15 protein-coding genes are annotated in these 15,397 nt (G+C 38.6%); 8 read left to right on the top strand and 7 right to left on the bottom strand.

Annotated features, from left to right (window positions below; genetic code table 11):
• A partial coding sequence (locus tag MRT15_RS05475; protein WP_304328660.1) for a metallopeptidase TldD-related protein occupies positions 1–426 on the top strand: 426 nt, incomplete at its 5' end.
• Positions 427–601: 175 nt separating this feature from the next.
• Positions 602–1,768, top strand: a complete 1,167-nt coding sequence (locus tag MRT15_RS05470) for an MFS transporter (protein ID WP_304328657.1) — start codon at positions 602–604, stop codon at positions 1,766–1,768.
• Here the strand turns inward: MRT15_RS05470 and MRT15_RS05465 are convergent.
• Positions 1,751–2,485 (bottom strand): HAD family hydrolase, encoded by a 735-nt coding sequence (locus MRT15_RS05465; protein ID WP_304328655.1) that lies wholly within the window; start codon positions 2,483–2,485, stop codon positions 1,751–1,753. The genes MRT15_RS05470 and MRT15_RS05465 overlap by 18 nt on opposite strands.
• Positions 2,486–2,587: 102 nt before the next feature.
• Here MRT15_RS05465 and MRT15_RS05460 point away from each other — a divergent pair, with 102 nt between their 5' ends.
• A complete protein-coding gene (locus tag MRT15_RS05460; protein ID WP_304328653.1) occupies positions 2,588–4,984 on the top strand; it encodes a Lon protease family protein in 2,397 nt (798 codons plus the stop codon).
• Positions 4,985–5,190: 206 nt separating this feature from the next.
• Here the strand turns inward: MRT15_RS05460 and MRT15_RS05455 are convergent, their stop codons facing one another.
• From MRT15_RS05455 to tmk, 3 genes are all read right to left on the bottom strand, one after another.
• Positions 5,191–5,613 carry a type II toxin-antitoxin system VapC family toxin gene (locus MRT15_RS05455; RefSeq protein ID WP_304328652.1) on the bottom strand — a complete coding sequence of 141 codons (423 nt, stop codon included), beginning with the start codon at positions 5,611–5,613 and terminating at the stop codon, positions 5,191–5,193.
• A gap of 19 nt (positions 5,614–5,632) precedes the next feature.
• Positions 5,633–5,845, bottom strand: coding sequence for a type II toxin-antitoxin system CcdA family antitoxin (locus tag MRT15_RS05450; protein WP_304328650.1), 213 nt, complete (start codon positions 5,843–5,845; stop codon positions 5,633–5,635).
• Positions 5,846–5,990: 145 nt separating this feature from the next.
• Positions 5,991–6,590, bottom strand: coding sequence for a dTMP kinase (tmk, locus tag MRT15_RS05445; protein WP_304328648.1), 600 nt, complete (start codon positions 6,588–6,590; stop codon positions 5,991–5,993).
• 65 nt (positions 6,591–6,655) lie between these two features.
• Here tmk and MRT15_RS05440 point away from each other — a divergent pair, with 65 nt between their 5' ends.
• Positions 6,656–7,951, top strand: a complete 1,296-nt coding sequence (locus tag MRT15_RS05440; protein WP_304328646.1) for an HD domain-containing protein — start codon at positions 6,656–6,658, stop codon at positions 7,949–7,951.
• 26 nt (positions 7,952–7,977) lie between these two features.
• Here the strand turns inward: MRT15_RS05440 and MRT15_RS05435 are convergent, their stop codons facing one another.
• Complete coding sequence (locus MRT15_RS05435; RefSeq protein WP_304328644.1) at positions 7,978–8,916, bottom strand: metallophosphoesterase; 939 nt, start codon at positions 8,914–8,916, stop codon at positions 7,978–7,980.
• A gap of 158 nt (positions 8,917–9,074) precedes the next feature.
• Here MRT15_RS05435 and MRT15_RS05430 point away from each other — a divergent pair, with 158 nt between their 5' ends.
• The 4 genes from MRT15_RS05430 (at position 9,075) to MRT15_RS05415 (ending at position 12,988) form a co-directional block, all read left to right on the top strand.
• Positions 9,075–10,661 (top strand): APC family permease, encoded by a 1,587-nt coding sequence (locus MRT15_RS05430; RefSeq protein WP_304328642.1) that lies wholly within the window; start codon positions 9,075–9,077, stop codon positions 10,659–10,661.
• 123 nt (positions 10,662–10,784) lie between these two features.
• Positions 10,785–11,654 (top strand): hypothetical protein, encoded by an 870-nt coding sequence (locus MRT15_RS05425; RefSeq protein ID WP_304328640.1) that lies wholly within the window; start codon positions 10,785–10,787, stop codon positions 11,652–11,654.
• A gap of 191 nt (positions 11,655–11,845) precedes the next feature.
• The gene (locus tag MRT15_RS05420; protein WP_304328638.1) at positions 11,846–12,118 is read left to right on the top strand and encodes a hypothetical protein; all 273 of its coding nucleotides are present in this window, start codon (positions 11,846–11,848) and stop codon (positions 12,116–12,118) included.
• A 27-nt stretch (positions 12,119–12,145) separates the two neighbouring features.
• Positions 12,146–12,988 (top strand): ATP-binding protein, encoded by an 843-nt coding sequence (locus tag MRT15_RS05415; protein ID WP_304328637.1) that lies wholly within the window; start codon positions 12,146–12,148, stop codon positions 12,986–12,988.
• A 194-nt stretch (positions 12,989–13,182) separates the two neighbouring features.
• On the opposite strand, the gene sucD is transcribed toward MRT15_RS05415, so the two are convergent.
• Positions 13,183–14,094, bottom strand: a complete 912-nt coding sequence (sucD, locus tag MRT15_RS05410) for a succinate--CoA ligase subunit alpha (RefSeq protein ID WP_304328636.1) — start codon at positions 14,092–14,094, stop codon at positions 13,183–13,185.
• A gap of 2 nt (positions 14,095–14,096) precedes the next feature.
• Positions 14,097–15,239, bottom strand: a complete 1,143-nt coding sequence (gene sucC, locus MRT15_RS05405; RefSeq protein WP_304328635.1) for an ADP-forming succinate--CoA ligase subunit beta — start codon at positions 15,237–15,239, stop codon at positions 14,097–14,099.
• Between the last annotated feature and the right edge of the window lie 158 nt (positions 15,240–15,397).

Raw genomic sequence — 15,397 nt, 5'->3', positions numbered from 1 at the left:
CCAAAGGGACTTGTATACGACAGCTTCACAGCACATAAGGAGGGGAAGAAGTCCACAGGACATTCAGGGAGATTTGCACCAATGCCATCACACATGTTCATAAAACCGGGAGATGCAACAAAAGAGGAGATGATAAAGGAGACTAAGAGGGGGATTCTAGTCACATACTTCCACTACGTCAGAACAGTACATGCAAAAACCATAACTATAACTGGAATGACTAGGAATGGAACATGGTACATTGAAAATGGGGAAATAAAGTATCCAGTGAAAAACCTCAGATTCACAGATAGCATGCTAAAAGCCTATGGAAACATAGACCTAATAGGGAAGGAAGTAAAAGTTTTGGGTGGAATAAACAACAGCGTAGTAGTACCACCACTAAAGATAAGGAAATTCCTATTCACTGGTGTAACTGAATTCTAAAGTGATGGGAATTCAATCATAAAACACCCCCATTTTTTAAACAAATTCTAAAATTAATGAAAAACATAACTGAACAAATATCATAATTGTGAGATAAACTTTTCACACAAACTATATAGTGAAGTTTACAAGAATAATGAGCAAAACAATTGAACATATTATGAGGGGAGGGAGCTTGAAGAGCGATTCAGCAAAAAATCAGAGAGCATTAATGATATACAACTTCTTCAGCAGAGCAACAATGAACATAGGGATGAGCTACAATGGAGTTTACGCAGCTGAAGTTATAGGGTTAAAATCAGATGAATTTGGAATTGTGGGAGCCATATCCACAATACTAACACAATTAACACAACCAATATGGGGACGTATAAGTGACAAGAAGAATGTTAGGAAGTATTTCATAGCCATAGGTGAACTTGGAGCAGGAATAATCATCGCATTAACATTCACATTAAAATCATTCCCACAATACCTATTGGCATCAGCAATACTTTGGATCATGTGGAGTGGAGCATACACATGCCTACAAGCATTATTAGGGGACATAACAGTAAAATCTGGGAGAGGTAGCATGATAGGGTCAATGGAATTTGTGGGTGGAATGGGAGCAATAGTCGCAGTTACAATTGTAGGATCACTGATAGATGCTTATGGATACATTTCAGCATTGATAACATCAGTAGTGTGCACGGCAATAGCAGTAATACCAATACTAACCATAAGGGAAAACGTTGAATCAGAAGTTGGCGGCGAAAAAACTTCATGGAAAATGGATGTAACGAGAGATTACAAGATATATCTAGCTTTAAGCACTATATGGTGGGGGGTAATGTCAATATCATGGCCTCTATTCTCACTAATGCAAGTTAAAGTATTCAACCTAACAAAGACGGAGATAGCAATAATGTCAGTAGCGGGGAGTTTTGGGCAAATGATAATGATGCCAGTATGGGGGAAGCTGGCAGATAGGTATGGGAGGAGGAAGTTAATTGTATTGGCATGTGCATCAACATCAATATGGTCATTAGCATATGCCATAAGCCAAAACTACATTCAACTACTAATATTAAATACCATTGGAAGCATATTGGGATCATCAATCAACATTATCCCATGGATATACCTACTAGATGTAACGCCAAAGAAGCGTAGTAGAGCAACACTAATAGCATTATACAATACAGTCACAGGATTTTCACAAGCCATAGGGCAATATGTGGGTGGGGAGATAGCCATACAAATAGGGCTTAGAGAAACTATGATGCTAAACTCCGCAATGAGATTAATATTTGCAATACCAATGCTAATACTACGGGAAACTTTAACTAGGAGGCAGTGAATGGTGGTTACGTGAAAAATTGACAATAATGTTTAATATTGAGTTAAAGTTGTCAGCTTTAAATGGGTATTCAACGCTGTGATCGTTGGTAAACCATATGGCCTTCATACCAATATTCAATGCACCCATAATATCAGCATTATAATCATCACCAACCATTACAGCCTCATCTGGATTTACATGAAGCGAATTCAATGCAAACTTGAAGATCTCAGGTTTAGGCTTCCTGAAACCAACAATATATGAGAGAATCATCGAGTCGAAGAGATTATATAAACCATACCTCTTCAAAACATCAAAAACCTCCAAATCAGTATAAACGTTTGAAATCAATCCCACCATAAAACCCATACCCCTCACGTTTTTAAGGAAGCTATATGCACCATCAACCGTTGAAGTCAAATTGAATAGTGGACGCATATAAGCATTCCTAAGAGAAGCCATAAAATTTTGACCACGCTCATAAACATCCAAAAGTGATAAGAAAACCTTCAACTCCAAATCCAATGGAACTTCTATGAAATAAGACTCTCGAACAGCATCACAAATCCTCCTAGAAGATTTATGGGCAGATAAAACCCTATTAAAATCAAAAGTGTAACCAAACTCCATTAAAGCTTCAGCCAAACATTTAGCTCTAAAGGCAAAGTACTCATCCTCACTAACCCTAGGAGCAACCAAAGTCTTCCAAAAATCCACAAAAACAGCTTTAATCATAAATAAAAGTCAATTAACAATTAGAATATAAACATACTGCAACACAAAACTTTAAACGTAAATTCGCTAAAGATTAATGGTAATAGGAGAGGTATAATTAGGTTGAGTCTAAAACCATCACAAATAAAGAGGGGGTTGCCGCCAGAAAAGCTCAAGTTAAAATTGGATGTAAGCGAAATAAAATGTAGAAGCACAGAAGAGGTTAAACCGCTTGAAGGGATAATAGGGCAGAGCAAAGCTGAGAAAGCCATACGATTTGGATTGGAAATCGAGAAGAGGGGGTACAACATATACTTATCTGGACTCCCAGGAACAGGTAGGACCACAGCAATAAAGGAATATTTGGAGAGGGAAGCGAAAAATAAACCAGCACCGTATGACTGGTGCTACGTATACAATTTTAAAGATCCATATAGACCAAAAGCCATAAAACTACCACCAGGGAGAGGCATAGAATTTAAACGGGACATGGAAGTACTCATGGAAAACATTAAAATAAATATTCCAAAAGCTTTCCAAAGTGAAGAATATGCAAAAAGAAGAGAAGCAATTATAAAAGCCGCTGAAGAACAGCAAAGGAGAATATTGGAAGAATTGGAATTGAAGGCTAGGAGACAAGGGTTTATAATAAGAAGCGGCCCAACTGGAATAATGGTTACACCAATAATAAATGGGAAACCATTAAGTGAAGAAGTATTAATGAAGATGAGGGAAGAGGATAGGAAGAAGATCCTTGAAGCACAATCAAAGATGATTGAAGAAGTCAGGGAGGGGATGAGGCAAATTAGAATGATAGAATTGAAGACCCATGAGGAAATAAAGAGATTAGCAAATGAAATAACCGCATACACAATAGAACACCTATTCACATTACTTAGAGAAAAGTACGGGGAAAACGAAGATGTAAAAACGTATCTTGAAGAAGTGAAGAACGACATTATAAAGAACTACAACAAATTCCTCGAAGAAGGAAGGGAAGAGGGGGCCGAGGAGGAAGAGATACCATTCATGAGGAAGTATGAAGTAAATGTGATAGTGGACAACTCACAAACTAAAGGTGCACCAGTAGTAATAGAATATAACCCAACATACACAAATGTGATAGGAAAGATAGAGAAGGAATCAAGACATGGAATACTATACACAGACCACACAATGATACGCCCAGGAGCATTACATAAAGCAAATGGAGGATACCTAGTGATAAATGCTGAAGACATCTTGAGAAATCCATTGGCATGGGAAGCATTAAAACTATCCTTGAGACAAGGAAACGTATCAATAGAAGAACCATCCGAATTAGCTGGATTAACCACAGTAAAAACCCTAAGACCAACACCAATACCACTAAACCTCAAAGTAATATTGATAGGAACACCATTAACCTATGAACTACTAATAAAGTTTGACCCAGACTTCAAAGAACTATTTAAAGTTAAAGCAGAATTCGATACAGAAATAGACTTAAACCAAGAGAACATTGAGAAGTACATATCATTCATATGCACACTATGCAAAAAGGAAGACCTTAAACACCTAGACATATCAGCAGTAAAGAGGGTGCTTGAGTACAGCTCAAGACTGGCTGGAAATCAGAAAAAGCTTTCAACAATCTTTGCAGAAATCTCAGATGTAATTAGGGAAGCAGATTTGTATGCTAGAAGGGAGAACTCAAATTACATAACTGAAGCACATGTGAAGAGGGCTCTCGAAGAAAAATTCTACAGAATAAATCTAATAGAAGAGAAAATACTTGAACTAATTAAACGTGGAATCATACTTATAGATGTGCATGGTAAGGTTGTTGGACAAGTAAATGGACTCGCAGTAATACAATTGGGAGAATTAACATTTGGAAAACCAGTAAGAATAACAGCAACTGTTGGATTGGGGAGGGAGGGAATAATAAACATTGAAAGAGAAGCAGAATTAAGTGGACCTATACATACAAAGGGGGTCATGATATTAAACGGTTACCTAACAGAAAAGTACGCCTACGACAAACCACTCACACTAGCAGCAAGAATAGTATTCGAACAAAGCTATGAGGGGGTTGAAGGCGACAGCGCATCAAGCGCAGAGCTATACGCACTACTATCAGCACTATCAGGAATACCAATAAAACAATCAATAGCAGTAACTGGTTCAGTAAACCAGAAGGGGGAAATACAAGCAGTAGGAGGAATAAATGAAAAGATAGAAGGATTCTACAAAGTATGCAAAATAAAGGGATTAAATGGAGAACAAGGGGTAATAATACCTGAAGGAAACGTGGAAGACCTAAACCTAAACGATGAAGTCATAGAAGCCGTCGAGAAGGGGGTATTCCACATATACCCAGTAAAAACAGTAGATGAGGGAATAGAAATATTAACTGGAGTAAAAGCTGGAGAAAGAATGCCTGACGGCAAATTTGAAGAGGGGACAATAAATTACCTAGTGGATAAAAAGCTAAGGGAATACGCTGAAAAACTAAGGGAATTTCGCGAAGAAAGGTAACATAAGAAAATACAATTTACTTAACAAACCAAATATTTTAAACCATCTCAATTACATTAATTTGCTGAGAAAGACAATGATAAAAGTTGCAAAGATCTTCTAAAATATCATATATTGAAATGGAGAAGGGCTTCGCTACTTAATAAAACTAGGAAGAGCAATTATGATCCCCACAAATATACACTTCGTCATAAAATTGGAAACAATCACTTCTTTGAAGTATGAATCAATTCCTTTGTTGAGAAAATTCCTATTTTCCTCCCAAGCATACTTACAACCAAGTCTTCTTTCTCCCAAACCCTCCTACTAAGATTTTCATCGTCTGTAACGAGATCAGCATTAAGCTCCTTCGATGCAACCAAGTATGATGAATCATAATAGGTTACCCTTAGAGCCTGTGCCAGCTTTAATACGAGTAACATGTCTTTAGGTGAAACCATGTTTAAAATTTTATATGATGAAGATATCAAATTCAATATCTTGAAGGCCTCTTCATTGGATATCCTTTTGAGGAGAGTTGACTCCCTCCAAAGAGCGTTTCCAATCTCATATGGAGTGAGAGTAAGTATATAGTTTCCCTTAAGATAGTTGAATGAGTCTGAACCAAGAGACCTAATAATATTCAGCAAGCTGATGCATCAAAAATTATCATCTCTCCTCACGACTTGCCCTAACAGCTTCAACCAGCTCTTCCGGGGGAATCTTTTTGAGGATAATTTGAGCCTCAGCAAGCTTTTCCCTTACCTCTTCCTCCTCCCTCCTCCTAACTTCATCTTCTAGAGCTTTCCTAATAACACTACTAATTGGAATTTTGTATTTCTTCAATTTTTCATAGATATCTCTTTTAACCTTTGCAGACACAGTTACATACTCCACATGATGTAGTGTATATTTGGTAGTATATAAAATTATGAGAGAAAAACAGGTTTAAGAGTGCTTGACAGCGCATTAAAAGAGGGAATAAAGTGAGGGGTTTATGAAAAGAAGTAGCGCAAGAAAATACTATTTACCTAGTGATGCTCAAATACTTTGAAATTATATTGATCACATCATTGAAAACTTCCGATGGAGCTCTTTCGCCATCGATAATGTACCAGCCAAACTTCTCTGCAAGGGACTTGTAGCTGGATCTAACGTTCTCCAAAAATTTTAAATCACTCTCATATCTATCAACCCTTCCCTTAGACCTCTTCAGAGATGTTTCTGGGGAGATGTCGAGAACTATTACCACATCTGGTTGTGGAAGCCCCCTTTCAATGCAAATCATCCATTCTAGGGGGAGTCCATTGGCGTAACCATAAGCTAAACCGGATGGAGTATACCTATCGGCGATAACTATCTTCCCATCCATGAGCCAACTTTCAATTAAACTCTTCCTCTCCCACCTATTTGCAGCGTAAAGCAATTGTCTAACTTCTGGAGAATATTGCTTTAAACCGCTAAGAAATGCCTTAATCTCCAAACCAATCTCAGTGGTGTAGTCTGGGAAGGATATAACTTCAACTTTAAACCCCCTCCCAATAAGCCAATCCCTAAGGAGGGAGGCTTGAGTGGCTTTACCAGACTTATCAATACCCTCAAAATCTATGAACAACCTCAACTCCAAAACACCATCAACGCTTCAAATATATATTACAAAGATTTAAATTATTTTAGGAAAGGGATTTCATTATGAATAAAATGATTGAGATAAGAGACCCAATACATGGATACATATTTGCAAATGAGTTGGAGAAGGAGATAATAGATACTAGGGTTTTCCAGAGGTTGAGGAGGATAAATCAACTTGGAATGGCATACCTAACATATCCAGGGGCTGAACATAAAAGATTCATACACTGCATTGGAGCCATGCACCTTGCAGGGGAAGTTGCTCAACACCTTTTAAACCTTGGTGAAATAAGCAAAGAAGATGGACAATATATACGCTTAGCAGCATTACTACACGATCTAGGCCATGGACCATTCTCACACACCTTTGAAGATGTAATGGTAAAGTACTTGAATAAAACACATGAAGACATGACTGTATGGCTGATAGAGGAAACTGAAATAAAGGATATAGTTGAAAAGTATGGATATGACGCGAAAGAGCTATCACAATTATCAGTGGGGAGGAAGACTAGTAAACTTAAACAATTCCTAGATGAGGTTATAGCAAGCCCATTTGACGTGGACAAAATGGACTTCCTAATTAGAGATTCACACTTCACAGGAGTTCAATATGGCTTAGTGGATGTGAAGAGGCTGATATATTCCATGAACATTGTGGAAGGGCATTTAGCAATAGAAGTTCCAGGGGCATTATATGCACTTGAATCATTCATAATGGCTAGATACGAAATGTTCAAAGCAGTATACTATCATAGAACCGTGAGAAGTGCAAACATGATGATGAGTAAGGCAATGGATTTAGCTGCAGACTACATAGGGTTAAAGAACATAAAGGACCCTGAAGACTACATAATCATGGATGACCCATACATAATAGTCAAAATAAGGGAAGCAAAGAATGAGAAAGATGAAAACTTGAGATTAGCGTATAAGATGATTGAAATGTTGGAGAGGAGACAATTACTCAAATGCGCATATGAAGCAACGATACATACAAAGGACAAGTATATATCAAGCATACTATCCAACGAAAACATAAGGAGGGAGGTGGAGAGGGAGCTAGCTGAAGAAGCAAAGATATCTGAGGGGCAAGTTTACATAGACCTACCAACACTACCATCAATACCATACAGCCCAAAACAATTAGACCCAATGGAGGTATACGTATTTGAAGAAGTTAACGATAAGAAGATCTTGATGAGGATGAGCGAAATATCAAACATAGCAAGTGTGCTAAAGGGGTATGTGGATGTATTAAGAGTATACACGTTCCCACAATACAGGGAGAATGTGAAGAAAGCTGCAGAAAGGATATTTGGGGAACGCCCAATAACCACAAAAATATCAGTTTAATGGATTAAATGATTGCATTGTGAAGTTTACCCAGTAATCCTCCAATGATCCTTAATCCTATCCTTCTCAACATCTATAACATATAGCCTTAAAGTCCCCTCCATATACCCTGAACCTGGATTTACGCATAGGGTTTTACCAATCTTCCTTGCAGCTGAAGATTCATGTATATGTCCATGAAGACCAAGCTTAGGCTGATACTTCTCAATAAATGTTCTAACAGCCTTACTCCCCACGGGAATTATACTTATACCCTTAACTCCATGTTTTGGTCTAAGATCCTTATCCAATTCAGGGGCATTATCCAACCCACTATTATATGGTGGTGCATGGAAATTACATATTAAATGATCCATATCCACAGAAACACCATTCAACTTACTCTCCAAAAGTTTTAGCAATTCATCTTCAGGAAGTTCTCTAGGAGTCTTCCATGGAGTGGGATTAACATATTCACAACTTATCATTTCATGATGATCATCAAGTCTAACAACCTTATCCAATGGATATATGACTCTATCACTCTCCTTTATTATTTCATCCACAACTGGGGAATCATCATTACCTGGATTCATAATTATCTGAATATCTTTCGGAACATTCTCATCAGCCATCCTAATCCACCTACTAAGAGTCTCCCTCATTTGCTCTTCCATAATCCTATCCCTATCTTCATGCGTGAGATTCTTCCACTCCTCCTCAGTAGTCACATATGGGTATCCACCACTAAACCTTATAGTATTACATAGATCATTAAGCTCCTTCTCGCTCCTAATATGGTAATCAACATTGAAATGGCAAACGTAGCTTCCATCACTCTGCTTAAATATGGGTACAAGCATCTTACCAGTCAAATCTCCACCCATGATTAGTACATTTATCCCCTTAATGTACTTATGAACATTAATAAACTTCCTCCAAGTAGTCTCATTACCATGAACGTCAGCTGCAAAAGCAATCCTCATAATCCCACAAATACAATTAAACCTCATGGAGAATATAAACCTTAAGGTTGCAAAATCCGAAACAGTTTAAAGACAAAAATAATAGATACATATGACTATGAAAATATGATAAGCTTTATATTTTGTACAAAATAAATTTATAAATTGAGTGATTAAATATGGGGGAAGTAATTAGAGAAACTGTATATGTTAGGAGAGCTTCTGGGCTTGTTAGAGAACTAGGGATGTTGGAATCACTCTCCGTTGCATTATCTGGAGCCATTGGAGCAGGGATAAATGTACTCGTATTGCAAGGAGCTAACCTATATCCTGGAGCCAATGTACCATTAGCATATGTTTTAGTTGGCTTAATGACAATACCATTAAGCTTCGTAATTGCACACATAGCTGGAGATCTACCGAGAAGCTCAGCCCTATACGTATTTGTATCAAGAACAGTAAACCCACTACTTGGATTCCTAGGTGGATGGGGGATTATACTGAGCTCAGCATTCGTAATTGGAACCTTGAGTAGAGCTTTCGCTGTAAATCTAGGACCATTCCTAGTATTAGCTGGTAGGGCTGCTAAATCAGACAGCCTAATAGGGGCTGGACAATTCCTAATGACCGATACAGGCATACTACTCACATCATTCATCATGGTCTTAGTATTCTACCTAGTATTAACCTTTGGAGCTAGAGTTTACGGTAAATTCATGGACATAATATTCATAATACCATTAATAGGATTCGTAATAAACCTAATACTATTCATAACAACGCCACCAGGAAGTGTAAAGGCATTGTATGATGCCACATGGGGGGCTGGAGCATACGATGAAATTGTTAGACTTGGTGTAAAGTATGGGTATACACCAGAAGCCTTCGCATTCCAGTGGGGTGCAACATTCTCAATAATGAGCGCAGCAGTATTTGCATATCAAGGTTTTGAGAGAGCAGCATACGTGGCTGGAGAGGTGAAGAGCCCAAAGAAGACAATAATGTACAGCATGTTTGGCGGCACAATACTACTATTCATACTATACTCGTTAACTGCAATACTAAGCTGGAGTTGTTATGGTGATTGGATAATAATGTACAATATAGCCATAACCAAGGGTGTTAAGGAATTAGTGATAAATCCACCAGCTAGATCCCCATTCGTTGCACATTTGGCAGCATCACTAATACCTGGAATACCTGCACTACAAATATTCCTATACATTGCAGGATTACTATGGCTATTCAATACCCCACCCACAAGATTCCTAGTGGCTTCAAGAACTATGTTCGCAATGTCCTTCGATAGATTCCTACCCGAAAAGGTTGCATACGTCCATCCAAAAACTGGAAGCCCACTAGTGGCAGACACCATATCATTCATGCTAGGAATTGCAGGGATAATATTTGCCCACTACCTGGGAATATATGCAGCTGCAGTAAGCGCAACACTCTTCGACCAATTCCTACTACTACTGGTAATGATGGGAGCACTAATATACCCATTCGTCAAGGAAGATGCTTGGAAAGCTGGATACAGATATGAGTATAAGGGAGTCCCACTAATAACAATAGTTGGGATAGTTACTGTCGCCATACAATTCATAATATACTACCTATGCGTCTCAACAACCAGCATTACAGCATTAACCTTCGGAGCAATATGGTATGGAATTGGAACAATAGTATTCGCATACTACTACTGGAAGAATAAGCAGAGGGGGATAGATCCAAACCTGATATTCGGAGAGATACCACCCGCATAAAAATAAAATCCCACATTTTTTTATAAAATGGTTGTTTTAAGTGTAATGTGCATTTGCATTCAGGTAACAAGAAAGGTTAATATTGTAAATACAATACAATATAGTATTCAGAGATGATCAAAATTGGGTTTAGCAAAATTCAAATTACCAACAGAAATACCGATAGAAATATATCCGAAACCCATGGAATTCGTTGAAGAAGCAAAATCAATAGTGGATGAAGCTAGAGAAAGGAATATTGTAATGAGAGCCATGGGTGGACTAGCAATATACCTACTGATAAGTGGAACAAAATATGAAGAGCTATGGAGGAGGATGGAGAGACTTGGAGAAAGAGTTTTCACAGACATAGACCTAGCAGCGTATGGGAGGGATAGGGAGAAAATACTGAAATACTTAACTGAAGAGAGGAGGAAGGGGATATATATAGTGTGGCAACCATCACTAGCCTTCTATGCTGGTAAGAGACTCATATTTTACGGTTCACCTGAAAAGCAAGAGTATAAGGGGAAGATTGTTGGCAGAATACCAATGGTGGAAGTATTCTTCGATAAACTTAGAATGAATCATGAAGTTCCATTCAAAGATAGATTGGAGAAGGGGGAATATACACTTCCACCAACAGAACTACTACTCACAAAACTGCAAATAGTGAAGATAAATGAGAAGGATATAAAGGATAGCATAACACTACTAGCAGCCTTCGAAGTAACAAACTCAGATAACGGGATAAATGGAGATTACATAGCCAAACTATTAAGTAATGATTGGGGATTCTACTACACATTCACAACAAACCTAGGGAAAGTTAAGAAAGCTGTAGAGGAGATGCGCAACAACAAATTGGAAGCTGAATTGGCAGATACCATCATTAATAGGATAGGTAAGTTAATGAAGAAGATCGAGGAGGAACCTAAAAGTTTAAGTTGGAAGATGCGAGCAAAAGTTGGAACAAGCAAAAAGTGGTATAATGAAGTTGAAGAGTGGGGTTAACTCCGAATTAAATTTGAACTTTATGCATAAGTAAACAAGCGATTCATCAAATTAATACCTAATGTGGAAGATAATAATGGATTTTATTTGCTAGATTAAGTAAAAGGTCGCGTAAGGATAATTTAATATATAACTATTGTAATATTTATATGAGGATGATTTTATGATAAACCAATTGAAGGGTGATCAAAATGTGGAGTAGATGTCCTGGTGTTAGAGAGCTGATCAGACCTAGCATAATAATAAGGACGTGCCCAGCTTGCGGTGGGGAAGTAGAGTTCTTCAGTGATGAAACAGAGGCCAAATGCCCCAATTGTGGACGGATATTGTATAGGGAGGCAACGGCTTCATGCGTTACTTGGTGTGAATATGCATTAAAATGCATTGCCGATTTGGAAGAGAGAAAGCTAATAACCCAAGACAGAGCGGAAGAACTTAGAGCTAGAGTAGGGAAGAAGACTTAAACATAACTTTTAGAAGGTTGATGGATGATGAGAAGAAAGAGGAAGATCATCAACATTGATGAGGAAAAATGCGATGGATGTGGACTTTGCATACCCTCTTGCCCTGAGGGGGCATTGAAGGTTATTAACGGAAAAGTAAGGCTTGTAAAAGAAAGTTTTTGTGATGGACTAGGAGCTTGTATTGGCTACTGCCCAAAGGGTGCATTATCTATTGAAGAAAGGGAAGCTGAAGAGTATGATGAGGAGGGGGTAATTACACATATTAAAGAAACATCGCCTGAACTTTTAGAGAAACACTTAGAACATATGAGGGAACATGCACATGAACTTCCACCTGGACTTTTAGAAAAAGTGGAAAAATATGTGCATGAAATTCCAACTAAACACCCAACTTCCCATGCGGAGATATCTGTCTGTCCTTCTGCCCATGTGCAGTATTGGAGGAATGAAGAGGTAAAGGAACAACCAAGGATTATTTCTGAGCTCCATCAATGGCCTATAAAACTTCGTCTAGTCTCGGTGAAAGCACCATACTTCCAGAATGCCGATTTCATTTTAGTTGCCGACTGCGTCCCCTTCGCTTACGCCAATTTCCACACCGATTTCCTGAAGGGAAAAGCAATAGCTACTGGTTGCCCAAAACTAGACGACATTACTGACTATGTAGACAAAATTGAGCAGATAATAAGGGGGGCAAACATAAAAAGTTTGAATGTTATCCACATGGAAGTCCCTTGCTGTTACGGTCTTGTTCACATCGCCAGGGAAGCTTTAAACAAAAGTGGAAAGGACATCCCCTTCGAAGATGTTACAATTGGAATAAGGGGGGGAAGTGATAGCGAAAAAGAGGTAGCCACCACTAGACCATAGAGGTACTAGATCTTAATAAGATGAAACCTAAGGTTACATGGTGAAGTTCCAGAAAAGTATCAAGAATAATTCTGAAATATTTTATAAGGACAAGATGTAACGAGCCATACGAATTATAACCTGGGGGGCGTTGCATTTCCATATATTCCATCATTTGAATTTAAGGTCTAAAGGATCAAACTTCCCATAAATAATTAATTAGTTAGACAATGTTGCGGGTAAACCCCAAACATAAACTTTAACTTAGCTAATTCAACTATCTGCATTGGCGTTGAAGCCACAGGTATACCAACAGATTCAAGTGCTTTAATCTTGGATTCAGCTGAACCCATGCCCATACTTATTATTGCACCAGCATGACCCATCCTCTTACCTGGAGGAGCAGTTTTACCAGCTATGAAGGCAATTATAGGCTTCCTCAAACCAACAGACTTAATATATGAAGCCAACCTCTCCTCAGCATCGCCACCAATCTCACCCACAACCACAACCCCCCTAGTCTCATTATCATTGAAGAACATTTCAACAACATCTATGAAATCCAATCCAGTAATTGGATCTCCACCAATACCAACCACGGTACTCTGCCCAAATCCAGCTAAGCTCAGAGCTTCGGAAATCTCGTAGGTTAAAGTTCCACTCCTAGAAACTATACCTATGTGGCCGGGTTTAAAGGATCTTTCAGGCATAATTCCAACCTTAACCCTATCACCTGGGGATATTGCACCTGGACAGTTGGGTCCAACTATTATGACACCCTTAAGTCTAGCATAACTTATCAACTTCAATTCATCATGGAGGGGGATACCCTCAGTTATAATGATGATCCTCTTTATACCAGCATCTATAGCTTCATAAACCGCATCACATGCAAAGGGTGCTGGAACGAAGACTATGGAGGTATTTATGTTTGGATGCTTATCAATAGCCTCCTTAACGGTATTATATACTGGAACTCCTGAAACGTTCATGCCACCCTTACCAGGACTTGTACCAGCCTCTATACGAGTACCATACTTTAGCATAGCCTCAGTGTGGTAGCTACCCTCCCTACCAGTAATCCCTTGAACCAATAGAACGGTATTCCTATCAACAATTATTGGCATATTCATACACCCCCATATGCAATTTTAACAGCATGCTTAGCTGCATCCTCATCATTGGTGAAGTAGCTTATACCAGCCTCCTTAAGGATTCTTCCACCCTCCTCCTCCCTATTACCCACAAGCCTAACTGAAAGGGGCTTCTTAATTCCAGATTCATTTAAAGCTTCCACAATCCCCCTAGCAACTTCATCACATCTAGTTATCCCACCATAAACATTTATGAATACAGCTTTAACCCTCTCATCATTTAAAAGTAGTTTCAATGCAGCTTTAACCCTCTCAGCCCTAGCACCACCACCAATATCGAGGAAGTTTGCAGGTTTACCGCCAAAGTGGGCTATGAGGTCAAGTGAAGCCATGGTTAAACCAGCACCATTACCAATAATTCCAATATCACCATCCAACTTAACATAACTGAAACCATAATCCCTAGCTAAAACCTCTTCTTGGGAGAGGTCTCTAGAATCACTCTTAAGGGTTTCAGAGAATTCCGGATGCCTATAAAGTGAATTATCATCGATGGTCAGCTTGGAATCTAAGGCTAGAAGCCCCTTATCAGTTAATGCCAAAGGATTTATCTCAACAAGATCAGCATCATAACGAATCATTATATTATATAATGCCCTCACAATACCATCAAACTGCTTAGCTAAATCCCCCTTAAAACCAAATGCATCCACAATCCTCCTAACATGATAATCCCTAAGCCCAATCAATGGGTCAACGTAAACTCTAACTATAGATTCAGGTTTAGTGGCAGCAATTTCCTCAATATCCACACCACCCTCAATGGATGCAAGGTAAACATAGCTCCTAGCAGAACGATCCACAGTAATGGAAACATAGTATTCCTTTACAATGTTAACAGCCTCCTCCACAAGAACCCTCCTAACAGGAACCCCCTTAACCCCCTCAGAAAACATTTTTGAAACAGCAACCTTAACTTCATCAATAGATCTAGCAACCTTTATCCCACCAGCCTTCCCCCTACCACCAACAAGCACTTGAGCCTTAACCACACATGGAAACCCAATTTCCAAAGCCTTAACACAAGCCTCCTCAACACTAGAAGCTAAAGCTCCCCTTGGAACAGGGATATTGAATTCTGAAAAGATCCTCTTACCCTCAAACTCATAAAGCTTCAAACTAAACCCCCACCTACTAATGGTTAATTCTAAATATATTTATTGCCTCAACCAATTGAAAAGGTTTAAAACTAAACCCTATTAATAGGGGTTTACAATTAAGTTTAGGGTTGAGTGTGATGGTATGAAGGTGAAGGGGGTAATTGAACACATTAGAA

The sequence above is a fragment of the Candidatus Culexarchaeum yellowstonense genome (genome assembly GCF_024707025.1).
In the GTDB taxonomy this organism is placed as follows: Archaea; Thermoproteota; Methanomethylicia; order Culexarchaeales; family Culexarchaeaceae; genus Culexarchaeum.
The sequence above is the reverse complement of the archived record's forward strand: the minus strand, read 5'-3'. Positions and strand labels throughout refer to the sequence as shown.

What these genes read in the sequence shown, in the direction of transcription:
- MRT15_RS05465 (WP_304328655.1), bottom strand. Translation starts at nt 2,485, where the DNA reads ATGATTAAAGCTGTTTTTGTGGATTTTTGGAAGACTTTGGTTGCTCCT.
- MRT15_RS05440 (WP_304328646.1), top strand. Translation starts at nt 6,656, where the DNA reads ATGAATAAAATGATTGAGATAAGAGACCCAATACATGGATACATATTT.
- MRT15_RS05435 (WP_304328644.1), bottom strand. Translation starts at nt 8,916, where the DNA reads ATGAGGATTGCTTTTGCAGCTGACGTTCATGGTAATGAGACTACTTGG.
- MRT15_RS05430 (WP_304328642.1), top strand. Translation starts at nt 9,075, where the DNA reads ATGGGGGAAGTAATTAGAGAAACTGTATATGTTAGGAGAGCTTCTGGG.
- MRT15_RS05420 (WP_304328638.1), top strand. Translation starts at nt 11,846, where the DNA reads ATGTGGAGTAGATGTCCTGGTGTTAGAGAGCTGATCAGACCTAGCATA.
- MRT15_RS05415 (WP_304328637.1), top strand. Translation starts at nt 12,146, where the DNA reads ATGAGAAGAAAGAGGAAGATCATCAACATTGATGAGGAAAAATGCGAT.
- sucD (WP_304328636.1), bottom strand. Translation starts at nt 14,094, where the DNA reads ATGCCAATAATTGTTGATAGGAATACCGTTCTATTGGTTCAAGGGATT.